Here is a 26,254-nt window from a genome sequence, read left to right as displayed (position 1 = left end):
GCTGGGCTGAAAAATTTCGGAAAGGTTACAAGCGGATTTCATTGACTGTCAACGTATGGACATGAGTGACTGCTCGGGCCGCCTACACGCGCCGGGTGCGGGGACGGTTCGACAAGTTGCCCAGAATTTTTTCTCGCGGGCTGATCCGTCCGAGGGTCCGGAGCCGTACTGGTGTGGGGAACAGGTCGGCCGGCGGTGCGCCGCCGCGAGACGATCGAGGAGCACAGTGGCCCGGGCTACGCAGAACGAGAACCCGCCTGCCGTCCGTACCAGCGTCAGCACCAGAGGGATCCGGGTGCGGTCCCGCGCCCAGATCCTGGCGCTGACCGCGTGCGGACTCGCCGTGTTGTGGGCGCTGACCATGCTCACCGGCGCCGGTCAGCAGGCATACGCGATGGGCTTCTTCTTCACCGAGTTCTTCGCCGGTGTCGTCGCGCTCGTCGCGCTGAGCATCACCGTGATGTTGGGGCTGGTCTCGACCGACCGGCTGGTGCTGCTCATCCGGCACCGGGTCCTGCTTCAGTCCGCCCACCGGGCCACCGGCATCCTCGGCGTCGCCGGCCTCGGCTTCCACGTGATCACGAAGATCGCCACCGGTCGGGCCGGAATGACCGACGCCGCCGTGCCGTTCGTCGGTGGCCGGGGCCTCTACGTCGGGCTCGGCACCATCGCCGCGCTGCTCATGGTCGGCGTGCTCTGGACCGGCATCATCCGGGCCCGGTTCGCCGACATCGGCCCCAAGTGGGTGTGGCGGGCGCTGCATTCGATGGCGTACGTCTCCTGGCCGTTCGGCATCTTCCACGGCCTGGGCGCCGGCCGCCCGCCCGCCGGCTGGGTCAGCCTGAGCTACTTCCTCTGCGTGGTGCTGGTCGTGGTGGCGCTGCTCGTGCGCCTCTCGGTGACCCTGCAACGGCGCAGCCGCGAGCAGCACCAGGCTGCCGCGCTCAACGAGGCGATGGCCGGCAAGGGTAGCGAGGAGACCCGGCCCAAGTCGCTGCTCGGCACCCTGACCAAGCGCGGCGGCGAGAACGAGCGGGCCCGCCGCGACACCAGCTGGGCGAACACCACCTCCGGCACCTGGGCCAGCCCCACCATCCGGCGCAACGACCCGGAACGCTTCACCGTGCCGGTGGTGCCGCAGCCGGGTTCGCTCGGCGAGCCGGCCCGTCCCGGCCGGGACCGCCGCGACGAGGAGTTGGAGCCGGTGGTCCGGCGGGCCGCGCGCCGCGAGGAGGAGGAACTGGAGCGGGTCGTCCGCCGGGAGACCGAACTGCTCGAACCGGTGGCGCGTCGACGCCGCGACGAGGAACCGACCGGCCGGCGTACCAGCCGCCGGGACGAGGAACTGGAATCGGAGCGGTGGTCGGCCCGGGTCGAGGAGGACCTGGAGCCGGTCAGCCGCCGCAGCCGGCGCGACGAGGAGCCGACCCGGCGCCGGGCCGCCCGGCGGGACGCGGAGCGCGAGCCGGTGGGCCGTCGCTCCACGCGCCGCCGCGAGGAGGAGGAACTGCTGCTGGCGGACGACCGTGAGCCGGTCGGCCGGCGCCGCCGCGACGACGAGGAGGTCGGTGCCGCCCGGCGCTCCCGGCCCGCCAGCGACGCCCGCAGCCGCTACTCGGCCCCGCCGGACCTGGGCCTGGACGAGCCGGAGGAGCCCTGGGACAGCCCGCGTCGCTGGGAGTCGAGCGCACCGATCTCCGCCGGCCCGATCTCCGGCGCGCCGATCTCCGGTTCACCCATTTCCGGTACGCCGATCTCCGCCGCGCCCCGCAGCGGCGGCGGACGACACAGCGCCGAGGACGAGGTGCCGGAGGCGGAAACCGACTACTGGCGGCCCCCGGCGCGGTACACCCCGGAGGAGGACGACACCCCGACCCTCGTCGACCTCGCCTCTCGGCGGGCACGCCGGGCCTCCTCCGCCGAGAGCCGGCGTCGCCGTCGGGCCGACCCGGACAGTGTCGACGGTGCCTACTGGGCCGGTCTGCGGGGTGAAGCCAAGTGACGATGCGTACCACGGTGCCGCCGGTGGCCTGCGTCGGCGAGCCCCGGATCACCGCCGGATTCGCCGAGTTCGGCCGGCTCGACCTGCGTGCGCACGAGATGGTGCACGGCCCGATCAGCCCGATGGAACCCTCCGTGCTGCTGGGCCTGGCCGAGGGCATCCAGCTCAAGGGCAAGGGTGGTGCGGGCTTCCCGTTCGCCAGGAAACTGCGCGCGGTGCTGGAGTCCTGCGAGCGTCAGGACCTGCCGCCGGTGGTGGTGGTGAACGCCACCGAGGGTGAACCGGCCAGCTGGAAGGACAAGGTCATCCTCACCCGGGCCCCGCACCTGATCCTCGACGGTGCCGCGCTGGCCGCGTTCGCGCTCGACGCCGAGGAGATCGTGCTCTGCGTGGCCGACGACCTGATCGGCCGGGACTCCCTGATGGAGGCGCTGGAGGAGCGCCGGATGCCGGTGCCGACAAGCGTGGTGACGGTGCCGCACCGGTTCATCAGCGGCGAGGGCGGTGCGCTCGTCAACGGGATCAACGGGTTGCCGCACATCCCGCCCGGCACCAAGAAGCGGTCCAGCGACTCCGGCGTGAACAACCTGCCCACCCTGCTCTCCAACGCCGAGACGTACTCCCAGATGGCGATCGCCGCCCGGCTCGGACCGTACGAGTACGCGGCGCTCGGCACCGACGACGAGCCCGGCACCGTGCTGCTCAGCGTGACCGGCGCGGCGAAGCGGCACGCAGTGGTCGAGTGCGCCGCCGGCACGCCGCTGCGGGAGGTCCTCGAACTCTGCGAGGTGCCCGAGGGGCCGGGCATCCTGATGGGCGGCTACCACGGCAAGTGGATCACCTGGGAGGCGGCGAACAAGGCCGAGGTCTCCCGCAAGGGGCTGGCCGCGGTCGGCGGCACCCTCGGCGCCGGCATCATCGTGCCGCTGGCCAACGACACCTGCCCGCTCGGCGAGGCCGCCCAGGTGGTGCGCTACCTGGCCGGCGAGTCCGCCGGGCAGTGCGGCCCGTGCAAACGCGGCCTGCCCGACCTGGCCCGCGCCGTCGACCTGGCCGTCTCCGGCAGCGCGCCGGTGGAGGTGGTCCGGGCCGCGGCCGGCGACGTCAAGGGCCGCGGCGCGTGCAGCCACCCCGACGGTACGTCCCGCTTCGCCCTCTCGGCGATGGAGGTCTTCGCCGACGACCTGAAGCGGCACACCACCGGCGAGGGCTGCGGCCGGCGGGTCAAGGGCGTGATGGGCCTGCCCGGCGCACCCGACCCGGACCCGCAGAAGCTGGTGCTGGACTGGTCCCGGTGCGACGGGCACGGCCTCTGCGCCCACGTGGTGCCGGACTTCATCCGGCTCGACCACAACGGATACCCGGCCTTCCCGGCCACTCCCGTGCCGACCTGGTTGCGGGAGGGCGCGGCGAAGGCGGTCAAGGTCTGTCCGGAACTCGCGCTGCGGCTGACAAGGGCCTGAGCGGGTGGCCGGCGGCGGCCCGAGCGCCCGGCCCGGCTGAGCGAACCGAAGGAGACGCGGATGCGGTCGGCAGGTACCACGGGACGTTCCACCGGCGCGATCGTCGCCACACTGCTCGCCGGGGTGCTGGCCACCGCCGGCTGCGGTGCCGACCCGGTCGCCGAGGCGGCCCCGCCGGCCGGCCCAACGGCCGCCGCGACCCCGGCGGAGGGCACCACCGGGTCGCCCTCGACCGGACCGGCCAGCCCCGGGCCGGTGCCGGAGACCCTCCGGTTCACCGGTAAGCATCTGGACGGCGCGGCGTTCGACGGCGCCAGCCTGGCCGGCCGACCGGTGGTGCTCTGGTTCTGGGCGCCCTGGTGCGCGGCCTGCGCCAGCCAGGCATGGACGGTGGCCGAGATCGCGCCCGGCTTCCGGGACACCGTGCCGATCATCGGCGTGGCCGGGCTCGGCGAGCACAAGGCGATGACCGACTTCGTCACCGAGTTCGAGCTTGAGCCGGTGCCGCAGCTCGACGACCGGGCGGGGGCGATCTGGCGGCGCTTCGAGGTCGTCGAGCAGAGCACCTTCGTGATCATCGACCGGGACGGCAAGGTGGTCCACCAGGGTTGGCTGGACGGGGAGGACCTCACCCGCCGAGTCACCGCGCTGGCCGGCTGATGGAGGCGCCACTGCTGCTCGCCTTGACCGCCGGCATGCTCGGCGCGGTCAACCCGTGCGGCTTCGCGATGCTGCCGGCGTACCTGTCGTTGCTGGTCGCCGGTGCCGCCGACACGCGGGGCGCGATCCGGCGGGCGCTCACCGCCGCGGGTGCGCTCACCGGCGGGTACGTGCTGGTGTTCGGCGCCTTCGGGCTGGCGCTGGCCCCACTCGCCGGTTGGCTGCGGCCCCGGCTGCCGTGGTTCACCGTCGGGTTGGGACTGCTGCTTGTGGCGCTCGGCTGCTGGCTGCTCGCCGGCCGGCGGCTGCCCACCCCGCGCCCGCTGGCCCGGGCACCGCGACTGACCCGCACGCTGCCGTCGATGGTGCTCTTCGGCATGGCGTACGCGGTCGCCTCGCTGGGCTGCGCCATCGCGCCGTTCCTGGCCACCGTGGTGACCAGCCTCCAGGCCGGCTCGACGCTGCGCGGGCTGGCGCTGTTCGGCGCGTACGCCCTCGGCATGGGGCTGGTGGTGGCGGTCGCCGCGCTCGGCGTGGCGCTGGTGCGCGGCGAGGTGGTGGCCCGGCTGCGCGGCGTCGGCGCCTGGGCACCCCGGCTCAGCGGCCTGGTGCTGCTGCTCGCCGGCAGCTACGTCGCCTGGTACGGCTGGTACGAGGCACGGCTCTTCGCCGGCCGCCGTGATGCGCTCACCGACCCGGTGGTGACCACCGCCGCCGGCATCCAGCGCTGGCTCGCCGGCACCCTGGACACCGCCGGCCCCGCCGTGCTCGCCGTCCTCCTCGCCGCGCTGCTCCTCACCGCCTGGCTGCGAAGGAAGGGCCCCCTGTTAACGCCTGCGGTAGAGGAAGGGCCCCCTATTAACACCGAAGCGGCGCGCACCGAAGCGGCGCGCACCGAAGCGGCGCGCACCGAAGCGGCGCGCACCGAAGCGGCGCGCACCGAAGCGGCGCACGTCGCGTCGTCCGGTGGTGGGGCGGTCAGCGAGGGGTGAGGCGGTCGGTACCGAGCCGGTCCCGGAGCACCTCCGGCACCAGCACCGAGCCATCGGGCTGCTGGAACTGCTCCAGGATCGCCGGGAAGAGCCGACTGGTCGCCAGCGCCGAGCCGTTGAGGGTGTGTACGAAGCGGGTCTGCTTGCCGCCCGGCTCCTTGTAGCGGATCGCCGCCCGACGGGCCTGGTAGTCACCGCCCCAGGAAACCGAGGAGACCTCCTTGTACTTGCCGGTGCTCGGCATGAAGACCTCGATGTCGAGGGTCTTGCGCATCGACGCGCTGGAGTCACCGGCCGCGAGCAGACTGCGCTGGTAGTGCAGGCCCAAGCCCTCGACCAGGCTCTCCGCGTGCGCGACCATCTGCTCAAGCGCGGCGTCGGCCTGATCGGGGAGGGCGAACTGGAAGATTTCCACCTTGTTGAACTGGTGTCCCCGGACGGTGCCGCGCTCGTCCGAGTGCGAGCCCGCCGCCTCCCGCCGATAGCAGGGGGTGTACGCGAACACCTTGAGCGGCAGCTTCGCCGGGTCCAGGATCTCGTCCTGGTACGCGCCGAGGATCGCCGTCTCCGCGGTGGGCAGCAGGAACTGTCCACGCGGCGCGGACTGCTTGTCCAGGTGGTAGACGTCGTCGTAGAACTTGGGGAACTGGCCGGCGGCGAAGCCTGCGGTGTCCAGCAGCAGGTGCGGCGGGAGCAGGAATTCGTACCCGGCCTCGATGTTCCGCTCGATCAACCAGTTGATCAGCGCCCATTCCAGCCGGGCGCCGACGCCGGTGTACATCCAGAAACCGGAGCCGCCGAGCTTGACGCCACGCTCGTGGTCGACCAGGCCCAACATCCGGCTCAACTCGACGTGGTCGCGGACCTTCTCGATCGCCGGTGGCTCGCCGAAGGTCTTGACCACCCGGTTGGCCTCCTTGCCGCCGGGCAGCACGTCGTCGGCGGGCAGGTTGGGCAACTCGCTCATCACGGTACGCAGCCGGGACTGCACCTCGTCGAGCTCAGCCTCCAACTCGGCGACCTGCTTGCGGCCCGCCTCGCTGGTCACCTGCGGTTCGACACCGGCGCGCTTGGCTTGTGCGTACGCCCGGGCCTCGGCCTTGCGGCGCTGGCGCTCCCCGTCGATCTCACTGATCAGCCGGCGACGATCCCGGTCGAGCTGCTGGATCGCGTCCAGCGCCCGGTCGACCTCGGCGGCGTCGAGCCGCTTCGCCAGTGCGGTCGCCACCGCGTCGCGATCCTTCCGGATCAACTCCATGTCGAGCATGCTGCTCCGTACGCCTCCGTCGCTTGGGCCGACCAGAGGATGCTACCGCCGTGCCCGCAACGCCCCGCCTCCCGCACCCACCTCTCGCGTCAGCGACGGATCGGCCTCCGGCCGGCACCAGGTCCGCATTGGCGGAGCCACCAGGCTCGCGTTGGGGCCGCAGCGGCGGGTCCGGCTCAGGGCGTCACAGCCGGATGGGCATCAGGATGGAGAAGGCGACCTCGTCGTCCGGCCGGCGGATGGCCAGCGGGGCGGTCGGGCCGCCCAGCTCCAGCACCGGTCGTGGGTGGCCCGCCGCGTCGAGCGCGTCGAGCAGGTAGTCGCCGTTGACGCCGACGTGCAGCTCAGCGGGGTCGGCCCGGGTGAGATCGTCGGGGCCGAGCAGGCGTACCGTGTCCGCGCCGCGCAGGCCGAGCACCGTCACCGGCCGCGGCCGGCCAGCGTACTCCCTGGTCAGGGTCGGTTCGCCCGCCCGCAGCGCGGCGACCAGCCGCGCGGCGTCCACCGATACCCGGCGGGTCGCGCCGCCGTCGCCCGCGCGCGGCAACAACGGGTGGTAGTCCGGAAAGTCGTACGGCAGCGGGGTGATCGGCAACCGGCTACCGACGACCTCGGCGACGACCTGCGTACCGTGCATGGTCAGCCGCACCTCGGTCGGCTCCGGGTCCAGCAGTTGGCGCAGCTCGTCCACGGCGGTCACCGGCAGGAGCGCGCGTACCGCCGGACCCTGGACCACCGCGTCGGCCCAGGTCACCGCGAGCCGGTGCCGGTCGGTGGCGACCAGGCGTACGCCCTGCTCCGTCGCGTCGAACAGCACCCCGGCCAGCGCCGGCAGCTCAGGATCGGTGCCGACGGCGAACCGGACGGCATCCACGGCGGCGGCCAGGTCGGCACCGGCCAGGACCAGCCGGGTGGCGGTCGACGGCTGGTCGGCGGGAAGCAGCGACCGGATTCGGGACACCTCTTGGCGCGCGTCGGCCAGACCGTCGGCCAGCCGGCGCAGATGCGCGTCGAGCAGCCGGTGTACGTCGGCGGGTTCGGCGCGTACCGCTTGAGCGATCTCGGCCACCGGCATGCCCACCCGGCGCAGCCCGGCCACCAGCCGGGCCGGCGCCACCTGGTCGTCGGTGTACCGGCGGTATCCGGTCACCGGATCCACCCAGGCCGGCACCAACACGCCGGCGGCATCGTAGAACCGCAGGGCGCTGACCGTCAGCCCGCTGGCCCGGGCCAGTTCGCCGATGCTGCGCAGGTCGCTCTCCACGTCCGAGATCCTGCCGCCTCAACCTGGTAGAGAGTCAACCCGCCGGGCTGCTCGCCGCCGTACCCGCAGCGCCGCATTGCCGGCGGGGTGCGGCGAGTGGCGGGGTTGTTAAAAAGGGGCCCTTCCTATGCACCAGGCGTTAAGAAGGGGCCCTTCCTTCGTCCAATCCGTCGTTGGGTGCGTCGTTGAGCAGGCGGAAGGTGATGTCGGCGGCGGTGAGGCGGTGCAGGAGGGCATCGCCCATCGCGATGACCGGGGTGACCTGCCCGGAGGTGGCTGGCAGGTCGTCCAGGGCCAGGCAGAGGGCCGACTCGGCGAGCATCTTGGCGGTCTCGTCGTAGCCGGGATCGCCGCCGGCCACCTCGGTGATCACCCGCCGGCCGCCGCCGGTGCCGACGAAGCGGACCCGGAACCACGACTTTGCCCGCTGCTCGGCACTTGGTCCCTGGCCGGAGGCGAGCCGGCCGAACAGCCAGCGCCGGGTCGGCGGTAGCCGTACCAGCCCGGCCAGGGCGCCCAGGCCGGCACCGGCGGCCAGCACGGTCGGCAGCCGCTTGACTGCGGCGAAGTGCCGGTAGCGGAAGTCTGGCCCGTACTCCGGGCGGGCCGCCGCCGAGCGGCGGACCACCTGCGGGTCGATGGTGGGCAGCGGTACCGCCCAGACCGGCAGATCGCGCGAGCGGGCCAGCCGCCCCGGCACGGCGCGGGCCCGGCGGTCGGTCGGGCGAGGCTCGACGGTTCGGCGTTCGCGGGCGGCCCGGGACGCCTCGCCGGTACGCGAGAAGGCGGTGAGCGCCGAGTGGTACGTGCCTGCGGAGAACCGTCCACCCGCCCGCACGTACCCGTCGACGGTGATCGGCACGTCGTCGGGCAGCTGCTTGACGGTGAACCAGACGCCCAGGTCGTGTGGGATGGAGTCGAAGCCGCAGGCGTGCACCAGCCGCGCTCCGGTGCGTACCGCTTCGGCGTGGTGCCGCAGGTACATCAGGTCGACGAACTCCGGTTCGCCGGTGATGTCGAGGTAGTCGGTGCCAGCGGCGGCGCAGGCCGCCACCAGCGGCTCCCCATGGTGGACGTACGGCCCGACGGTGCTGGCCACGACCCGCGCGTCGGCGGCCACCGCGCGCAGCGACGCCGGATCGGTGACGTCGGCGGTGAGCAGCGGTAGGCCGGCCAGGGCCGGGTCGATGGCGGCCAGCCGGTCCCGGACGTCGGCCAGCTTGTCCGGGTTCCGTCCGGCGATCGCCCAGCGCAGCCCGGCCGGGGCGTGCCGGGCCAGGTATTCCGCGGTGAGCCGACCGGTGAACCCGGTCGCCCCGAACAACACGATGTCGTACGCCCGATCCGCAGCCATTTTGCGATCATCCCACTCCGCCGCGCCGACCGCCTCCCACACCTACCGCTCCCGCCCTGAGCAGGTCGAACAGCATGTCGTCCGGACGGCTCGGAGGGCCGCGAGCGGTGTCGTCGTCCGGTGCCCGGGTGAACCGGGTTCCCCCGGAAGGGGTGAACCGGTGCCGGTGGGGTATCCGCCGGCCGCAGGACCGGGGAGGAATCGCGTCCGTGGGGGTGGGCCGGATGCCGGATGACCGCAGCGATGTCCGGGCCGCTGGCCGCAGCGATGTCCGGGCCGCTGGCCGCAGCGATGTCCGGGCCGCGCCGGCCCCGATGTCGGCCGGCCCGCCCCTGCTGGCGTCCCGGCTGGCGCCTGCCGCGCTGCCCGAGCCGGTCGTGCTGCGCCCCCGGTTGGCCCGGCTGCTCGACGACGGGGTGGCCCGGCCGGTCACCCTGCTCCGCGCCCCGGCGGGCTGGGGCAAGACGACGCTGCTCGCCACCTGGCGGCGGGCCGTCGCCGAGGCAGACCCGGCCGCTCCCGTACCGGCCTGGGTCTGCGTCGAGGCCGGAGACGACAGTGACCGGCTCTGGGCGTACCTCGCTGCGGCGCTGCGCTCGGTCGCGGATACCGGCGGGGATCCGGCCGCCGTGGCGGCGGTACCCGACCGGGCCCCGCGACCGGACGAACTGGAGGTGCTGGCGGCGGCGCTCGCCGCCCGGGAACGGCCGGCCGTGCTGATCCTGGACGACCTGCACCGGATCACCGACCCGGCCGCGCTTACCGGCCTGGAGTTCCTGCTGCGCCACACCGAGCAGCGGTTACGCCTGGTGGCGGCCGGTCGCTCCGGGCTGCCGCTGGCCGTGCAGCGGCTGCGGCTGGCCGGGGAGCTGACCGAGATCGGTCCGGATGAACTGGCCTTCACCGGCGACGAGATCGCCGACCTGCTGACCGCGCACGGGGTGGCGATGCCGGTCGCTGCGGTACGACGGTTGCGGGAGCGTACCGAGGGGTGGGCGGCGGCGATACGGATCGCGGCGCTCGCACTGCGCGAGCAGCCGGACCCGGAGCGCTGGATCGCCCAACTCGGCGCGGACCAGCCGGAGCTGGCCGGTTACCTGCGCGAGGAGGTGCTGGCCGGACTGGAACCGGCGGACCGGGAGCTGTTGCGTCGGGCGGCGGTCGCGGACACCGTGTGCGCCGGACTCGCCGAGGCGCTGACCGGCGGCGCGGACGCGGAGACCCGGCTGAGCGGTCTCGCCGAGAACGCCGGCCTGCTGCACCACGACGGCGGCCGTCCGGCGTGGTACCGATGCCCGCCGCTCCTGGCTGACCTGCTGCGCCGCGAGTTGGGCCGGCTACCGGCCGAGGAACTGCGTGAGCTGCACCTGCGCGCGGCGGGCTGGTACGGCGGCAATGGCCGGCCGGTCGACGCGCTGCGCCACGCGTTCGCCGGTGGCGACTGGACGCGGGCCAGCGACCTGTTCGTCACCCGCTGGCCGGAACTCATGCCGTACGACCGGATTGTCCGCACCGCCGCGCCGCCCACGCTGCCTGCGCCGGAGGCGTTGGCGGCTGACCCGGAACTCGCGCTGGCGGCGGCCACCCAGCGGGCGCTCGACGGCGACATCGATGCGGCCCGGGAGCTCCTGCGACCGGCCGCCACGCACGGGCGAGCCCTGCCGGAACCGCGTCGGGCCCGGTTCGGGCGGCTCGTCGCCGTGGTCGAACTCGTCCTGGCCCAGCTGGCCGGTGACGCCGAGGCGGTACGCGTCGCCGCCACCCATCTGCTGGCCACCCGGACCGCAGTACCGACTGCTGCCCCGGCCGCCGCCGCAGCGCCGCTCGTCGACGCGGGTGATGACGCCGACGTACGCGCGGTGGCCGGCACCGCGTTGGCCCTGCTCGCGCTGGACGCGGGTGACCTGGGCGCGGCGGCGACCGGGTTCGCGGCGGCGCTGGCGGCGGCACGGCAGGCCGGGCGCACCCGTACCGAGCTGGTCTGCGCCAGCCGGTCGGCTCTGCTCAGCGCGGTCCGCGGGGAGCTGCGGGCGGCCGAGCAGACGGCCCGGGGCGCGCTGGCCCTACCGCCCTGTCAGGGCTGGTCGGCGCCGGTCGACTGCGGGTACGCCTATCTGGCGCTGGCCCTGGTGGCACTGCACCGGGACCAGCCGGCGGAGGCGGCGGCGAACCTGGGGCTCACCGCCGCTGCCACCCGGGAACCGGTGGCCGGTGCGGTGGCGGCCTGGTGCCGCGGGTACCTGCGCTGCGACGAGGGTGAGTTGAGCGCCGGCCACCGGCTGCTGGTGGCGGCCCGCGCCAAGTGGTCGGACCGCCCCGGCGAGCTGGCCGCGTGGCTGCTGGCCGCCGAGGTCGACCTGCACAGCGCCCATGATCTGCACGCCCGTGATCTGCACAGCGCCCATGATCTGCACCGCGCCCGTGATCTGCACGCCCGTGATCTGCACAGCGTCCGTGATCTGCACCGCGCCCGTGATCTGCACCGCGCTCGCGGCGAGGCGCAGAGCGCCCGCGACCTGGCGGTCGCACGCCCGGACCCGCCGCACGCCCGCGAGCTGGCCGCCGTCCAGCCGGGAGCGGAGGCCGCGTTGGCCGTCGCGGCGGCCCGGGTCGAGCTGCGGTCCGGCGATCCACGTGCCGCCGCCCGCCTGCTCCCGGACTGGGCCGCCGCGTCGGCAGCGGACTGGCCGTTACCGGTACGCCTCGACGCCGCCCTGCTGGACGCCCTGCTGGCCGGTCGGACCGGCGACGACCGTCGGGCCGGACGGATCCTGGAACAGGCGCTCGACCTGGCCGCCCCGGACGGCTACCGCCGGCCGTTCACCCGGGGCGAGCCAGGGCTGCGGGACCTGCTGGCCGCCCGGCTCGACGCCGGCACAGCACACTGGTCGCTGGTCAGCGACCTGGTTCGGGCCGTCGAGGTACCGGCCGAGCGGGCCCCCTCCGGGGCGTCCGTGACACCGCTCGACGAGCCGCTGACCGAGCGGGAGTTGACCATCCTGCGCTACCTACAGAGCATCCTGTCCAACGTGGAGATCGCGGCGGAGCTGTCCGTCTCGGTGAACACCGTCAAGACCCATGTTCGCAACATCTACCGCAAGCTCGACGCCACCCGCCGCCGCGACGCCGTCCGCCGCGCCCGCGACCTCCACCTGATCTGACTATCGCCAGGTCAACGGGTCGGGGTGGCGTCGATTGTGGTCAGCAGGGTGGGTGGGGAGAAGTCCCCGTCGTGGCGGATGTCGTTGACGAAGAGGGTGGGCGTGGCGTCCACGCCGCTGCGGATGCCACCGACGAAGTCGTGTCGGATCCGGTCACCGCCGGCCTGCCGCCCGATCTCCGCATCCACCTCCGCGACGGGCAGGCCGAGCTGTTCGATGCCGAGCGTCAGGTGCACCGGGTCCAGTTGGTCCTGGTGGCCGTAGAGCCAGTCGTGCATGTCCCAGAAGCGGCCCCGCCGGCCCGCCGCCTCGGCCGCCTCGGCTGCCCGTTCCGCGTACGGGTGCAGGTTCGCGATCGGGAAGTGCCGGTGGACCAGGCGGACGATGTCGGCCCGCTGCCGCAGCACCTCCCGCAGGTTCGCGTACGCCAGGCCGCAGAACGGGCACTGGTAGTCGCCGTACACGACGAGGGTCACCGGCGCGTCCACCGGCCCTCGGACGTGGTCGTCGCCAGTGACGGGGGTACGCAGCCGCGCGGTGACCCGCAGCGGCGTGCTCAGCCGATCGGTCATACCGCCAAGCGTCGTTCCCGCCCGGGTGAGCACGACTCACCCGACCCAGGTGGTTCACCCCGTCGACCGTCGACGGGTGGTCGGCTCAGTGCAGGACCGGGGCGACCGCGATGTGGTTCTGGACCTCCCGGATGCCGGGCGCGGACCAGGCGACCTGCTCCACCTCGGCGCGTTCGGGCATCGAGTGCACCAACCCGCTCAGCAGCACCGTGTCGCCGTGTACGCGTACCGTGACCTGCTCGGCGTCGGTGGCCCGGTGGCGGGCCAGGGCGTCGATGATCCGCTGGGCCAGCCGGTCGCCGTCCGGGCGTACGGCGGGCCGGACGCGGATGCCGTTGCTGATCCCGCGTACCCCGGTCAGTTGGCCGACCGACTGCTCCGCGGCGCGGCGCTGGTACTCCCACTCGACCTCGCCGTGCAGGGTCACCCAACCCTGGGACACGGTGATCTCCAACTGCTCGACAGGCACGAAGGCGTGCCACTGCAAGGCGTGGTCGACCGCCATCGCGATCTCCGGGTCGGCCCGTTCCGCGCCGGTGACCAGCCGTACGGTCAGATCGTTGGCAACCGCCCGAACCTGCCCGACCCGGTGCGCGGCGCGCTCGGCGACCCATTTCTTGGCGTAGCTGTCCACCCGTCCGGCCAGCGTCACCACGCCCTCGGCGACGGTCACCCCGATCTCGTGTGGTCGTACCCGGGGCTCCCAGTCGAGTTCGTCGAGCACCGCGGATCGGATGTCCTGGTCGGTGCGGTTGATCGTGCGGATGTCGACCATCGGGTCGCTCCCTCCTCGCCGCCTGGGCCCGGCGTCCCGGCACCGGGGGCGGACCAGCAGTTCAGCGCCGCCGTGACTGACGCTGGTGGCCGTTCGGGTGAGCCGGCCTCACCCGGACCGGGCGAAGCCTTGGGAGCGCTTCCATCTGCCGCTGAGGAGGGCTAAGGTAAGCCCATTCCTCGGGTGCGGGAGCCAGCGCGCCGGTGGCGGAGTCAGGGCAACTCCCGCCAGGTGTTCCGCGTGCACGTCCGTCCGTCCCCGTGCCGGGCAGGGGCGTCTCCCCCCGGAGAGGAAAGCCCAGATGCGGAGAAGTTTCGTCGGCGCGGTGGTGTCCGCGCTGGCCGTCGCCGCAGTCGTGCTGGCGGTGCCGCTCAACGCGAGTTCGGCACCGAGCGTCCAGGCCGCTGCCGAGGCGTACACCTGGCGCAACGTCCGGATCGACGGCGGCGGCTTCGTCCCCGGCATCGTTTTCAACCCCACCGAGCGGAACCTCATCTACGCCCGGACCGACATCGGCGGCGCGTACCGCTGGGAGCAGCGCAGCCAGTCCTGGATTCCGCTGCTGGACTGGGTCGACGCGGACCGGTGGGGATGGAACGGCGTGGTCAGCCTGGCCACCGACCCGGTGCAGACCAACCGGGTGTGCGCGGCCGTCGGGATGTACACAAACGACTGGGACCCGAACAACGGCGCGATCCTGCGCTCCACCGACAAGGGCAACACCTGGCCGGCGTTCGAGTTGCCGTTCAAGGTCGGCGGCAACATGCCGGGCCGGGGCATGGGGGAGCGGCTGGCCGTCGACCCGAACCGCAACAGCGTCGTCTACCACGGCGCCGAGGGCGGCAACGGGCTCTGGCGCAGCACCGACGGCGGTGCCACCTGGAGCCGGATCTGGGACTGGGGCAGCTACCCGGAGCGGGTCAAAAAGTACACCATGGACATCAGTTCGGTGCCGTGGCTGACCTTCGGCGCCAATCCGCAGCCTCCGGAGGAGACGCCGAAGCTCGGCTGGATGAACGAGTCGGTCGAGATCGACCCGCACGACTCCAACCGGTTCAGGTACGGCACCGGCGCGACCATCTACGGCAGCACCGACCTGACCCGCTGGGACACCGGCGGCACGGTCACCATCCGGCCCATGGTCAAGGGCCTGGAGGAGACCGCGGTCCTCGACCTGGTCAGTCCGCCGTCGGGAGCTCCGCTGATCAGCGGCCTCGGTGACATCGGCGGTTTCCGGCACACGAACCTCGACGCGGTACCGCCGATGATGTTCACCCAGCCGGTCTTCACCAGCACCACCAGTCTGGACTTCGCCGAGGCCAACCCGTCGGTGCTGGTCCGAGCCGGCAACTTCACCGACGCCGACCGGCCGAACGACAGCCACGTCGCGTTCTCCACCGACGGCGGGGCGAACTGGTCCCAGGGCACCGAGCCCGGCGGGATCAACAACGGCGGTACGGTCGCCGCAGCGGCCGACGGCAGCCGCTTCGTCTGGGCTCCGGGTGACGTCGGCCAGCAGGTCGTCCGCTCGGTCGGCTTCGGCAACTCGTGGACCGCGTCGACCGGCATCCCGGCCAACGCGATGGTCGAGTCCGACCGGGTCAACCCGAACAGGTGCTACGGCTTGCACGGTGGCCGGTTCTACCTGAGCACCGACGGCGGCGCCAGCTTCACCGCGTCCGCCGCGTCCGGGCTGCCGAGCACCGGCAACGTCCGGTTCAAGGCGCTGCCCGGCCGGGAGGGTGAATTATGGCAGGCCGGTCAGGGCGGGCTGTGGCGTTCCACCGACTCCGGCGCGACCTTCAGCAAATCAACCACCGTCAGCACCGCCGGCAACATCGGCTTCGGCCGGGCGGCCCCTGGACAGACGTACCCGGCGCTGTACCTGTTCGGCACCGTGGGCGGCCAGCACGGCGTGTACCGGTCGGACGACGTCGGTGCTACCTGGGTACGCATCAACGACGACACGCACCAGTACGGCAACGCCGGTGACGCGCTCACCGGCGACCCCCGGATCTACGGCCGGGTCTACCTTGGCACCAACGGCCGGGGCATCCTGGTGGCGGACCGGGTCGGTGGGAGTCCCAGCCCGACACCGACCGGCCCGTCGCCGTCGCCCACCGGGCCGTCCCCGACACCCACGCCCACCGGAGCGTCCCCGACGCCGACCACCCCGCCGCCGAGCAGCGGGGAATGCGCCGCCAGTTACCGGATCGTCGGCTCGTGGCCGGGCGGCTTCCAGGGCGAGGTGGTGGTACGCAACTCGGGCACCTCGGCGATCGGCGGGTGGACCGTCGGCTGGACGTTCGCCAACGGTCAGCAGATCACCCAGCTCTGGGGTGGCACGCACACCCAGAACGGCGCGACCGTCTCGGTGCGGGACGCGGGCTACAACGGCGCCCTCACCCCCGGTGCCACGGGCACTGTCGGCTTCCTCGCCAGCGCCACCGGCAGCAACGCCGCGCCGGCCACCGTCAGTTGCACCAGCCGCTGATCCGTACGCCGTACGGGTAGCGACCCGGGCCCCGTCCGACCGGTGAGGTCGGGCGGGGCCCGTCGCCGTGGCAGGCGGTCGTCGCGAGCCGTGACTGTTTGTTAACAGGGGACCCCTGCTATGCATGAGGCGTTAACAGGGGGCCCTTCCTTACACGTCGTTGGGGCGCTGGACGTCGATGAACTCGATGTCTTCGACGGCGCGGTCGTGGCTGCCGGCGGCCCGCGCCGCGGTACCGGCGGCCCAGCCGATCGCGGCGCCGACCAGGGCGGCGCCGATCAGCAGCGTCCAGGGCAGCGCGGGACGACGCCCGGCCAGCGCGTCGAAGGCCCGGGTGGCCCGGTGGCGGGCCTCCTCGGCGGCCGAGCCCACCAGGTCGCCGGCGTCGTCGGCGAGGCCGGCGGAGGTGTGCCGGGCCGAGCGGGCGGTGTCGCGGATGCTGTCGCCGGCGGTGTTGACGGCCGAGACGAGGTGTTGCCACGCCTGGTCCGCGATCCGCTCCGGCGTGCTGCGGCGCTCCAGCAGGTTGGTTCCGAACATGTGGGTTCCCTCCTCGACAGTGCCGAGGCCGGTACCCAAGATCAGACCTCCTCGGCGGCGTGCCCGGTGCGGTGGGCTCGCCTGGCAAGCTGTGCCCCGCCGGGTGCCGTCGCAAACCCGCTCGGGCCGTCGGCGGTCAGCGGGTCACGACGGCGACGGCAGCGGCCCGGGCGAAGTCGTCGTCATCGTCATCGTCGTCCCCGTCGCCGCCGCCGAATCCGCAGGCCAGTACGAGGGCGAGCAGGGCGCTGACACCGGCCAGCGCGGCAAGTCTGCGAAGCATTGACAGTCCTTTCGTTCGTGGAGTCCATCGGTGATGCTAGGCACACCCCGCCAACGGCGCCCGTCGGCGCAACGGTGCCCGTGGCCAGCCCAGTGCCGGTCCGGCCGGCGGGCACGCCGGCACGTCGGATCAGTGCCGGGCCGGCGTCGGCCCGCTACCCTGGTTCGGCGGCGCGGGTGACCCATCCGGCGTCGGGTAGTTTGGTCCTGGAAGGTCCGGGCGTGGGGCTTTTGGCGCACCCACGTTCGCGAATTGCTCATCCCGAGGGGTGGCGACCGAGGCCGTTGGAGGAATACTCTCGGTCGCGGCCCGCGTACTGATGAGGCGCCCGTCGGACGGGCGAGTGGAGGTGCTCGCGTGAGCCTGTCGATCCTGCAAACGGTTCGGCCTGGTGGTGTCATCGAGATCGCCCCGCGGGGCGAGATCGACGTCGACACCGCGTACGAGGTGAAAGAGGCCATCGCCGAAGTGCTGGCCAAGGGGCGCCCGGCCCGGATCGAGCTCAACATGCGGCTGGTCACCTTCATCGACTCGGTGGGCATCAGCGCGATGGTCGCCGGCTTCCAGACGGCCGAAGTCAGTGGTGTGAAACTGGTCGTCACCGAGCCGAGTCGGTTCGTGCACCGACAGCTCTGGGTAACCGGGCTGCTCGGCCTCTTCGGTGCTCCCGAGCCCTACTACGCCGGTGCCGCCGCGACACCCGAGGTGTTGCCCGGCGCCTAGTCACGTCCGTCGATTGGGCTGGTCACGTCTGTCGACCGTGCAAGCTGTCGACCGTGCAAGCTGTCGACCGTGCAAGCTGTCGACGGTGCAAGCGCCGGAGAGGGCCGTCCTGGCGTGCTCAGCCGGCGTCGAGATCCGACAGGTCGACGTCGGTCGCCTCGGTGACGGCCCGGACCGCCGTCACCGCGGCGTAGCCCTCGGTGAGCAGGGCCAGGTCGGTGCCGGGCTGCACCACCTCACCCGGCTCCTCCAGGGCGGTACGCACGAAGCCGTGGCCGGACTCGGCGACGGTCATCTGCACCTGGCCGAAGGTGGCCAGGGTGCCTCGGCGGACGCCACGCAGCCGGTCGAAGGGCAGGTCCGGCGCGTTGACGTTGAGCACGCTCTCCACCGGCCCGGCGGTCAGCCGGGGCAGCAGGTCCAACGCGACCCGGGCGGCGGTCGACCAGTGCCGGTCGGCGTCGCGTATCCGGGCGGCGGCAGCCACCGCGGCACCGCCGCTGGCTGCGGTGGCCTCACCCACCGACAACACGTCCAGCGAGACGGCCATGGCCCGGCAGCCGTTGGCGGCGGCTGTGAACGCCGCGCCCACCGTGCCGGAGTGCAGCACGGCCCGCCCCGCGTTGGCGCCCCGGTTGATTCCCGAGAGCAGCACCGCCGGTGGCGGCCCGAAAGCGCCGTGCACGGCGATGAGCGCGATGAAGCCGGGGCTGCCACCCACCCCGAACGCGGGCACTCCGTCCAGTTCCGGCAGCGGGTGGTCGCGTACCACCACCTGGCCGTCCTGTTCCAGCGCGCTCATCGCGGCGCTGGTGCCGCTCGCCTCCTCCAGCGGTGCGGCCACCACCACGTCGTGCCCACGCTCGACCGCTTCGCGGGCCAACGCCTGGATGCCGGGCGCGCTGATGCCGTCGTCGTTGGTGATCAGGATTCGCAAGGTCATCGCCCGGCCACCCGCTGGGCCAACTCGTCCGGGGTGGTGCGTTGCTGCGGCTGGACGCCGGCCGGCTCCAGCCGGACCCGGTCGACCAGGCCGGTGATCGAATCGAGCCGGCCGGTGCCCAGCCCGTGCCGGGTGACGTTCAACGCGCCGGCCGCCGCACCGGTGCGGATGGCGGTGTGCACGTCGCCGCCCCGGGCCACCACGGCCGCCACGCTTGCGGTCATCGAGTCGCCCGCGCCGCGCGGATCGGCGGCCTCCAGCCGGGGCATCAGCACCTCGAACACCTCGCCCTCGACAAGCGCCAGCGCCGGCTGGTCGGCCCGGCTGACCACCACGTTCTCGGCACCGGAGGCGTGCAGTTCGTGCATCGCGGCGATGAGCTGTTCCGCCTCGTCGCCGGCCGCCCGCCCGTCGGCGATCAGTTCCTCGTGGCTGACCTTGACGAAGAAGACCCCACTGTCCAGTACCGCGTTCAGGTGCTCACCACAGAGGTCGACCACCACCCGGCTGCCGTTGGCACCGAGGTCGGCGGCGAAACGGCGGTAGAGGTCGGCGGGTACCAGGGACGGGTCGTTCGGCCCACTGAGTACGCTCACCGCCGCCCGCAGTCCCTCGCCGAGTGCCAGGTTGTACAGCTCGTCCAGCTCGTGCCGGCTCAACGGCTGGCCGGTCACGTCGACGATCTCCCGGCGGGTGCCCTCGCGGCGGTCGTGCACGTACCCGCCGCTGCCGCCCGAGTCGCGGGTGACCACCTTGAGGTCGACCCCCTCGCTGATCAGCAGCGGTTTCAACACCTGACCGATCTCGCCGCCGAGCGCCGTGCAGAGCACCACGTCGACACCGTGCGACAGCACCATCCGGGCCTGCCAGACACCCTGACCGCCGGGATGCAGGTGCAGCTCCGGGGCGTCGTTCGGCTTGTCGATCGTGACGGTGAGCAGCGGCGTCGGTGCGAACACCATGACCCGTCCGCTCACGGTTGGCACCTGCCCATGACCGTTCCTTCCGTTCGAGCTGACGAAATGTCCGCTTACTGCAAGGACGGTAACCAAGGTGGCGGCACGGCGCACGGCGACGGGCTGAGGCGAAAACGACGTCGGGTGGGCCGCCGTGCGAGGCGACCCACCCGACGTGCCGGTCTTCGATCAGTAGACCGACAGGTGGACGTGGTTTGTGTGGTCGCTCGACGGGTCGCCGCGAGCGCCGCTGTACGACTTCCACCCACTGCTGGGCAGCCAGATCTGCTTGTACCAGATCACGTAGAGCACGGCGAGCCGGTCGGAGTTGTTCACGAAGTACGCCGCCAGGTTGTTGCCGTACGTCCGGTCGCCACCCGTGGCCGCACCGCCGAAGCCGTTCTTCTGGGCGGCGAAGTCGCAGGCTCGACCCTTCGGGTGCTCACCCGAGCCGCCGGAGCGGTAGCAGGAGACGTACCGCGTGAAGCCGGCCGCCTTGGCCTGGTTGAGCGCGTGCAGGGTGCGCGGGGTGATGCAGCCGTTGGCCGGGGTGGGGTCGTTGACGCTGCACGACTCCTTCGGCCACGAGCCGTTGGCGTTGCGCGGCGCCGGCTTGGCGGTGGGGCTGGACCCACGGCTGCTGGTCGGCGCCCGGGTGGCCCGCTCGGCGGCTGCGGCGGCGCGTTCGGCCGCCTCGGCCCGCTCGTTGGCGACGGTCAGCGCCCGCTCGGCCTGCTCCTTGCGCTTGGCCATCACGGCGACCTGCTTGCGTTCCTCCTGGATCTCAAGGTCCAGCGCCTGCTTGGTCTTGCGGATCTCGTCGCGGGTGGCCTGTAGCTCGCGGACCGCGCGGTCCTCGTTGGCGGCCACCACGTCCAGCGCCGCCGCCCGGTCCATGAAGCCGGCCGGGGTGCCGCTGTTCAGTAGCGCCGACGCGGCGCCGAGCCGGCCGGTGCGGTAGGCCTGCGAGGCGATCTCGGCCACCTTTGCGGTGCGCTCGCCGAGCTGCTGCTCGGTGGTGCTGAGCTGCTTGGCCAGTTCCTTCTGCCGCTTCACCGAGCGGTCCAGCGCGGCTTTGGCGTCGAGGTAGCCCTTGCTGGCCGCCTCCAGTTGGGCGCGCAGTGCCGGGGTGCCACCCTCGTCGTCGATGTCGTCGGGGGCTGCCGCACGCGATACCGGTGGCGCGGCGGTCGCGGGGCTGAACGGTGCGAGCGTGACGCTCAACACGAGGGCGAGCCCCGCGGCGATCAGGGCCGCCATCCGGGCGGCCGGTCTCACGGTTGCCACTGCTGGCATGCACATGTCCTTCCGTCAGCCGCCGACCGGGTTAGCTGACGGGTTCGGGACGGAAGATCCCTACCGCGTGCGCGGATGCACCCCAGGAACATGGTTCCCCGGTTCGCCCTGGCGGGCGATTAGGCGGCGACCACCGCCGGCACCGGTGGGTGCCGCCTGGCGGGGGCCGGGTCCGAGCGTACCGGGACTGCTGTGACTGGTGCAGCTGCTGTGACTCCTGGTACTTGCTCGTTCACCATTAAATCAGACATAACGGCACTAAGGCGGCAGTTTCCCGGAATTGCTCAGTCGACCGGGTCGATCGTGGTGAGCCGCTGAGTGGCTCGGGAAAGGGCGACATAGAGGGTGCGTACCCCGGCGCCCGGCTCGGCCCGGATCTCGCCCGGGGCGACCAGCACCACCCCGTCGTACTCCATGCCCTTGGCCTCCAGGCTGGTCACCACCTGGAGACGCTCCCCACCGAGGCCGTCCAGCCAGGCCGCGACCTCGTCGCGACGCGGCACCGGCGTGATCACCCCGACGGTGCCCTCGACCTCGTCGAGCAGGGTGCTCGCCGCCGTCGCGACGGTGCTCGCCAGCTTCGCCGCCGGCACCGTCAGCTGCACCGGGTCGACCCCGGTGGTGCGGACCGCCGTGGGCAGCGCGAGATCCGGGTACACCCGGCGGATCTCGGCCGCCGCCACCGCGAAGATCTCCGCCGAGTTGCGGTAGTTGGTGGTGAGCGTGAACCGGTGCCGGCGGCGCCGGCCCAGCGCCTGGTCCCGGGCCCGGGCCAGCTCCTGCGGATCGCCGGTCCAGGCGGTCTGCGCCGGGTCGCCGACGACGGTCCAGGAGGCCAGCCGCCCGCGTCGGCCGATCATCCGCCACTGCATCGGCGAGACGTCCTGCGACTCGTCGACCACCACGTGCGCATAGTCCCGGTAGTCCTCCGGGCGTTCGCGGGCCGCCTGCCGGGCGGCCCGTTGCCGGTCGGCGAAGGTGCTCAGCTCGCGTACCCCGCCGGCCAGCTGGTACGGGTCCCGCTTCGGGCGGGCCGGACGCACCGGCTTGCCGAGCAGCGCGTCCAACTCGTCGAGCAGCGCCACGTCGGCCACGCTCGGCCCCCGCTCGGCTGACTCCCGGTACGCCTGGCCGAGCAGTCGGGTCTCGGCACCGGAGAGCAGGCCGGCGGTGTAGCGGCGCAGCCGGTCCGGCTGCGCCAGCCAGCCGAGCACGTGCCGGGGATGCAGCCGGGGCCACCAGGCCTTGAGGAAGTCCCGGAAGTCCGTCCGCTCGATCAGCTCGTCCTCGAAGGCCCGCTGCTCCGGCAGACCGGAGATGCCCAGCCGGCGGGCCTGCGCCCAGAGCGCGGCGAGCACCCCGTCGAAGCCGGCCCGGCGCACCTCGTTGCGGCGGGCGCCCCGGGGCAACGCCCGGTCCCGGATGGCGTCCAACTCGGACCGCTCCAGCCGCAGCAACTGCCCCCGGTAGAGCAGCCGCAGCTCGGCCGGCGAGTCGGGCACGGCGTCCCGAGCGGCCCGTTCCAGCACCTTGCGCATGCGCAGCGACCCCTTGATCGCCGCCACCTCGGGCGGGTCGGTCCGGGTGGCGGCCACCCCGAGGAAGAGGCTGCCCAGCGAGTGCAGGGTGGCGGTCTCCTCGCCCAGCGACGGCAGCACCGAGGCAATGTAGGAGACGAAGACCGAGGAGGGGCCGACCACCAGGATGCCGCCGCCGGCGTACCGGCTGCGGTCGGCGTAGAGCAGGTACGCGGCCCGGTGCAGCGCCACCGCCGTCTTGCCGGTGCCCGGACCGCCGGAGACCAGGGTGACTCCGGAACCGGGGGAGCGGATCGCCTCGTCCTGTTCCCGTTGGATGGTCGCCACGATGTCGCGCATGCCCCGGCCGGTGGTCCGGGACAGCGTGGCCAGCAGCGCGCCGTCGCCCACCACCGGCATCTCCGGCGGCGCGGCGTCCGGGTCGAGCAGGTCGTCCTCGATCCGGGTGACCCGCTCGCCGCTGGACTGGATCGTCCGCCGCCGCACCACACCGAGCGGCTCGGCGGGGGTGGCCTGGTAGAACGCGGCGGCGGCCGGTGCCCGCCAGTCCACCACAAGCGTGCTGGCGTCCTCGTCACGGATGCCGAGCCGCCCGACGTAGAGCACCTGCCCGTCGCGCAGGTCGAGCCGGCCGAAGACAAGTCCCTCGTATTCGGCGTCGAGCAGATGACGCCGCTGGGCGGCGTGAAAGACCATCGCGTCCCGCTCGACAAGGGCGCCGAAGTTGCCCACCCGGGCCAGCCGGTAGCCGTCCCGTTCGGCCCGTACCGCGGCGCGGCGCAGCTCGGCCAGTCGCGCGTACACCCGGTCGAGATGCCGTTGCTCGACGGCGATCTCCTGATCCAGGGTGCTCTGATCCACCGCTCGCTTCTCCTCGTGACGCCGCCCGGCCAACCGCACGAGATTACGCCCCGCCGAACAGCAGCCCGGAAGGGCACCTTCGCGACGCCGGTGGCAGCGGAGCGGGTCCCGGTCAGGCGCGGCGTCGGCGGTGCGCGCCGACGCGGGCCGGTGCGGCGTCGAGGACCCGGCGCAGTACGCCGGTCAGGGCGGCGTTGACCTCCTCGGGGCGCTCCATCATCAGCATGTGGCCGGCACCGGGGCAGACGGTCAGGTCGGTGGCCGGCAGCACGGCGGCGATCGACTCCGCGCACGGCGGCGGGGTGAGCCGGTCCCGGTCGCCGACCAGGGCCGCGGCCGGCAAGTGGGCCAGCGCGGCCAGCGTCGCCAGCCGGTGCTGGGTGCCGATCGAGGCGCGGAAGCCGCCGATCGAGCGCAGCGAGGCGCGGGCGACCGCCGAGGTGACCAGGCGGATGTCGACGGGATCGCAGTGTTCGCCGAAGAGCATCCAGCGGATGCTTGGGCGCAGCGCCCGCAGCAGGGCCCGTGGCGGTCGCCAGGCGCCACAGCGGGCCAACACCCCGGCCCCGGTCGTCTCGGCCAGCCGGATCAACCGGGCGATCCGTGGCGACAGGCCGTAGACGGTGTGGGCGTGCCCCTCGGCGGTGGTGGAGACGAAGACCAGTCCGGCCACCCGCCGGGCGAAGTGTTCGGGGTGGCGGTGCGCGTACTCCATGATCGTCATGCCGCCCATGGAGTGGCCGGCCAGCACCACCCGCCCGGTGGGCGCCGCCACGTCCAGCACCGCCGCCAGGTCGTCACCGAGCTGGGCCAGGGTCGCCGTGGGCAGTGCCATGCAGCTGGACCGGCCGTGCCCACGCGCGTCGTAGGTGACCACCCGGACCGACTCGAACGTCTCCCGCAGGGCGCTGTGCTGCCGGTGCCAGCTTCGCCCGTCCAACGTCCAGCCGTGCAACAGCACCACCGTGACCTCGGCGTCGGTCGGCCCGGCGACCTGCACGTGCAGGCGTACGTCGTCGGACAGTCGTACCTCGACGGGCTCTGGCATCGCCACCTCCCCACGGCCGCGTGGATGCGTAACACCGGGGATACCCGGTGGTAACACCGGCTACCCGTCATGAGACCACGCGAACCGGCACGAGCGGAAGATTCGCCAACCGTCTCCGCATCCGGGCCGGCGGCGACCAAGCTGGAGGCATGGCGGTGTCGCGGGCGGTGCCCACTGGAACGAAGCGCCGGGCACGCGGCGGTACGCCCCGGCAAGCCCTGGCCGAACTGCTCGCCGGCAACCGGCGCTTCGTCAGCGGCCAGCCGGTGCACGGGCACGACGTGACCGCGGCGGCGGCGAGCGCCTCCGGTGACCAGCAGCCGTACGCCGTCCTGCTGGGCTGCATCGACTCGCGGGTGCCGCTGGAGGCGATCTTCGACCAGACGTTCGGCTCGATCTGCGTCATCCGCACCGGCGGTCACGTGCTGGACCGGGCGGTGCTCGGCTCGATCGAGTACGTCATCGAGGTGTTGGGCGTACCGCTGATCATGGTGCTGGGCCATGAGCGGTGCGGCGCGATCGACGCCGCGATCGGCGCGCTGCGCAGCGGCCAGCGACCGCAGGGTGCGCTGGCCCACCTGGTGGACCGGATCGCGCCCGCGGTGGCCGACGTGGGAGTGGACGAGCCGCAGGTGCAGCCGTTGGCGATCCGCCGGCACGTCCGCCGTACGGTGGCCACGCTGCGCGCCGACCCCCGGCTGGCGGAGCCGCTGCGCACCGGCCGGGTCGCCGTGAGCGGAGCCCTCTACGACCTGGCGACCGGCGAGGTCACCCTGCTGGAGCCGCCCTGATCCGAGACGACGAACGCCCGCCGGGCGTACCCGGCGGGCGTTCGCGATGCTGCCTGGAGGGACTCAGCCCTCGAAGACACCGGCCTCGACCAGGCGCTTCTCGGTGGCGTCCCAACCGTCGCCCGGGTGGGCGGCGTTGAGGCTGTTGATCTCGGCCCGGATCTTGGCGGCGTGCCCGGCGGCGGCCAGCACCCGGATCTCCTCGACGAAGGCCTCGGAGTCGGTACGCAGGTGCGCGGTCTTGCCGTTGGTCAGGTTCCGGACGTAGGCGTGCTTGCCGCCGTTGAGCGGGATGAGGTACTTGAACTCGCCCAGCACGCTGAGGGCGCCACCCTGGCCAGCCTGGCCGGCCCGGACTGACGCGCGCGCGGTCTTAGAGGTGTTGCTCGCCACGGAGGTACTCCTTGCAAGACGTACGGAGGACGGAAGGTCCGGGGGCTGTGCGGGCGGCACCGGAGGAGGTGACCCCGCGAAGGCTTACGCGGCACAGGCCGCCGATGGAACTGTACACGACGCACGATCCCGGCTGGTCATCGCGGCGTCACGAGGTGGAACCGCAGTCACCTGTCCGGGTATTCCGGGCGGCGGATTTGCCGATTCCCTGGCGCACCATCCGTCACACAGGTCATCATGTGTTGCAGCAAGAGCCCGGTCGGGTGAGGTCGTAGGGGAAGACGCACCTCGCTCTCCGGGAGGTCTCCGTGCCAACGCGTGGCGTCGTATACGTCCACTCGACCCCGCTCGCCGTGTGCTCACACGTCGAGTGGGCGATCGCGCGCGTCCTCGCCGCGCCGGTCAACCTGGAGTGGACTGCTCAGCCCGTCGATCCCGGCTCCCGCCGGGCCGAGTGCGGGTGGTCCGGCCGTCCGGGGACGGGCGCCGAACTGGCCGCTGCCCTCCGGCAGTGGCCCATGATCCGTTTCGAGGTCACCGAGGAACCCAGTCCGGGTGCCGACGGTGAGCGCTTCATGTACGTCCCGGGGCGTGGGCTGTTCCGCGCCACGGTGGGCGCCGCCGGTGACATTCAGCTCGGCGAGGACCGGCTGCGCAGCATCATGGCCGCCGCCCGGGCACCCGAGGCGCTCGCGCACGCCCTGGACAAGGCGCTCGGCACCGCGTGGGACGCCGAACTGGAGCCGTACCGCTACGCCGGGGACGGTGCTCCGGTGACCCTGCTCACCCGGGTCGGCTGAGGCGGTCACCGGTGTCGCCGGCCCAGCGGCGCGTTCCCGCCGGTCGATGGCCCGGTGCCCGGCACCGGTCGCCCGGCC

The 26,254-nt window shown here is 72.9% G+C and carries 22 protein-coding genes and 1 riboswitch; of the genes, 9 read left to right on the top strand and 13 right to left on the bottom strand.

The genetic code is table 11. The annotated features are described in order from the left end of the window. Positions 1–226: 226 nt before the first annotated feature. Genes QQG74_RS24645 through QQG74_RS24630 form a run of 4 tightly spaced genes read left to right on the top strand, consistent with a single transcriptional unit; the run spans position 227 to position 5,117 of the window. Positions 227–2,002, top strand: coding sequence for a hypothetical protein (locus tag QQG74_RS24645; protein ID WP_341717097.1), 1,776 nt, complete (start codon positions 227–229; stop codon positions 2,000–2,002). A gap of 2 nt (positions 2,003–2,004) precedes the next feature. Next, positions 2,005–3,465: an NADH-ubiquinone oxidoreductase-F iron-sulfur binding region domain-containing protein gene (locus QQG74_RS24640; RefSeq protein WP_341721356.1), complete on the top strand. Its 1,461-nt coding sequence runs from the start codon at positions 2,005–2,007 to the stop codon at positions 3,463–3,465. Positions 3,466–3,525: 60 nt separating this feature from the next. Continuing rightward, positions 3,526–4,125 (top strand): redoxin domain-containing protein, encoded by a 600-nt coding sequence (locus tag QQG74_RS24635; protein ID WP_341717096.1) that lies wholly within the window; start codon positions 3,526–3,528, stop codon positions 4,123–4,125. Beyond that, on the top strand, positions 4,125–5,117 hold the full coding sequence (locus tag QQG74_RS24630) for a cytochrome c biogenesis protein CcdA (RefSeq protein ID WP_341717095.1): 993 nt from the start codon (positions 4,125–4,127) through the stop codon (positions 5,115–5,117). Before QQG74_RS24635 ends, QQG74_RS24630 begins: the two co-directional genes overlap by 1 nt. Here the strand turns inward: QQG74_RS24630 and serS are convergent. From serS to QQG74_RS24615, 3 genes are all read right to left on the bottom strand, one after another. Continuing rightward, positions 5,104–6,384 (bottom strand): serine--tRNA ligase, encoded by a 1,281-nt coding sequence (gene serS, locus QQG74_RS24625; RefSeq protein WP_341717094.1) that lies wholly within the window; start codon positions 6,382–6,384, stop codon positions 5,104–5,106. The two genes, QQG74_RS24630 and serS, sit on opposite strands and share 14 nt — an antisense overlap. A gap of 184 nt (positions 6,385–6,568) precedes the next feature. Continuing rightward, positions 6,569–7,636, bottom strand: coding sequence for a MerR family transcriptional regulator (locus QQG74_RS24620; RefSeq protein ID WP_341721355.1), 1,068 nt, complete (start codon positions 7,634–7,636; stop codon positions 6,569–6,571). 151 nt (positions 7,637–7,787) lie between these two features. Further along, positions 7,788–9,002: a saccharopine dehydrogenase NADP-binding domain-containing protein gene (locus tag QQG74_RS24615; protein ID WP_341717093.1), complete on the bottom strand. Its 1,215-nt coding sequence runs from the start codon at positions 9,000–9,002 to the stop codon at positions 7,788–7,790. Between the two features lie 314 nt (positions 9,003–9,316). Here QQG74_RS24615 and QQG74_RS24610 point away from each other — a divergent pair, with 314 nt between their 5' ends. Continuing rightward, entirely contained in the window at positions 9,317–12,163 is a 2,847-nt protein-coding gene (locus tag QQG74_RS24610; protein ID WP_341721354.1) for a LuxR C-terminal-related transcriptional regulator, read from the top strand. 11 nt (positions 12,164–12,174) lie between these two features. On the opposite strand, the gene QQG74_RS24605 is transcribed toward QQG74_RS24610, so the two are convergent. Then, positions 12,175–12,723 carry a DsbA family protein gene (locus QQG74_RS24605; RefSeq protein WP_341721353.1) on the bottom strand — a complete coding sequence of 183 codons (549 nt, stop codon included), beginning with the start codon at positions 12,721–12,723 and terminating at the stop codon, positions 12,175–12,177. A 97-nt stretch (positions 12,724–12,820) separates the two neighbouring features. Then, positions 12,821–13,510, bottom strand: coding sequence for a BON domain-containing protein (locus tag QQG74_RS24600; RefSeq protein ID WP_341717092.1), 690 nt, complete (start codon positions 13,508–13,510; stop codon positions 12,821–12,823). Positions 13,511–13,811: 301 nt separating this feature from the next. Between QQG74_RS24600 and QQG74_RS24595 the strand changes: the two genes are divergently transcribed. Beyond that, positions 13,812–16,004, top strand: a complete 2,193-nt coding sequence (locus QQG74_RS24595; protein WP_341717091.1) for a cellulose binding domain-containing protein — start codon at positions 13,812–13,814, stop codon at positions 16,002–16,004. Between the two features lie 150 nt (positions 16,005–16,154). On the opposite strand, the gene QQG74_RS24590 is transcribed toward QQG74_RS24595, so the two are convergent. Continuing rightward, positions 16,155–16,544, bottom strand: a complete 390-nt coding sequence (locus QQG74_RS24590; RefSeq protein WP_341717090.1) for a hypothetical protein — start codon at positions 16,542–16,544, stop codon at positions 16,155–16,157. 136 nt (positions 16,545–16,680) lie between these two features. After that, positions 16,681–16,827, bottom strand: coding sequence for a hypothetical protein (locus QQG74_RS24585; RefSeq protein ID WP_341717089.1), 147 nt, complete (start codon positions 16,825–16,827; stop codon positions 16,681–16,683). A 357-nt stretch (positions 16,828–17,184) separates the two neighbouring features. On the opposite strand from QQG74_RS24585, the gene QQG74_RS24580 reads away from it, so the two are divergent. Beyond that, a complete protein-coding gene (locus QQG74_RS24580) occupies positions 17,185–17,550 on the top strand; it encodes an STAS domain-containing protein (RefSeq protein ID WP_111218982.1) in 366 nt (121 codons plus the stop codon). A gap of 118 nt (positions 17,551–17,668) precedes the next feature. Here QQG74_RS24580 and QQG74_RS24575 read toward each other — a convergent pair whose 3' ends face one another. From QQG74_RS24575 to QQG74_RS24555, 5 genes are all read right to left on the bottom strand, one after another. After that, positions 17,669–18,493: a 5'/3'-nucleotidase SurE gene (locus tag QQG74_RS24575; RefSeq protein ID WP_341717088.1), complete on the bottom strand. Its 825-nt coding sequence runs from the start codon at positions 18,491–18,493 to the stop codon at positions 17,669–17,671. Beyond that, complete coding sequence (locus tag QQG74_RS24570; protein ID WP_341717087.1) at positions 18,490–19,470, bottom strand: PfkB family carbohydrate kinase; 981 nt, start codon at positions 19,468–19,470, stop codon at positions 18,490–18,492. The genes QQG74_RS24575 and QQG74_RS24570 overlap by 4 nt, the downstream gene beginning before the upstream one ends. Positions 19,471–19,638: 168 nt before the next feature. Then, complete coding sequence (locus QQG74_RS24565; RefSeq protein ID WP_341717086.1) at positions 19,639–20,745, bottom strand: hypothetical protein; 1,107 nt, start codon at positions 20,743–20,745, stop codon at positions 19,639–19,641. 4 nt (positions 20,746–20,749) lie between these two features. Then, positions 20,750–20,881: riboswitch (cyclic di-AMP (ydaO/yuaA leader) on the bottom strand. 148 nt (positions 20,882–21,029) lie between these two features. Next, positions 21,030–23,144 (bottom strand): AAA family ATPase, encoded by a 2,115-nt coding sequence (locus QQG74_RS24560; RefSeq protein WP_341717085.1) that lies wholly within the window; start codon positions 23,142–23,144, stop codon positions 21,030–21,032. 112 nt (positions 23,145–23,256) lie between these two features. Continuing rightward, positions 23,257–24,192, bottom strand: a complete 936-nt coding sequence (locus tag QQG74_RS24555) for an alpha/beta hydrolase (protein ID WP_341717084.1) — start codon at positions 24,190–24,192, stop codon at positions 23,257–23,259. Positions 24,193–24,341: 149 nt separating this feature from the next. Here QQG74_RS24555 and QQG74_RS24550 point away from each other — a divergent pair, with 149 nt between their 5' ends. Further along, positions 24,342–24,983, top strand: a complete 642-nt coding sequence (locus QQG74_RS24550) for a carbonic anhydrase (RefSeq protein WP_341717083.1) — start codon at positions 24,342–24,344, stop codon at positions 24,981–24,983. Between the two features lie 63 nt (positions 24,984–25,046). Here the strand turns inward: QQG74_RS24550 and QQG74_RS24545 are convergent, their stop codons facing one another. Beyond that, positions 25,047–25,376 (bottom strand): hypothetical protein, encoded by a 330-nt coding sequence (locus tag QQG74_RS24545; protein ID WP_341717082.1) that lies wholly within the window; start codon positions 25,374–25,376, stop codon positions 25,047–25,049. Positions 25,377–25,684: 308 nt separating this feature from the next. Here QQG74_RS24545 and QQG74_RS24540 point away from each other — a divergent pair, with 308 nt between their 5' ends. After that, positions 25,685–26,176, top strand: coding sequence for a DUF3145 domain-containing protein (locus QQG74_RS24540; RefSeq protein WP_341717081.1), 492 nt, complete (start codon positions 25,685–25,687; stop codon positions 26,174–26,176). Positions 26,177–26,254 lie beyond the last annotated feature (78 nt).

Source organism: Micromonospora sp. FIMYZ51, from assembly GCF_038246755.1.
In the GTDB taxonomy this organism is placed as follows: domain Bacteria; phylum Actinomycetota; class Actinomycetes; order Mycobacteriales; family Micromonosporaceae; genus Micromonospora.
Note: the sequence above shows the minus strand (reverse complement) of the source record. Positions and strands in the feature narration are given on the sequence as shown.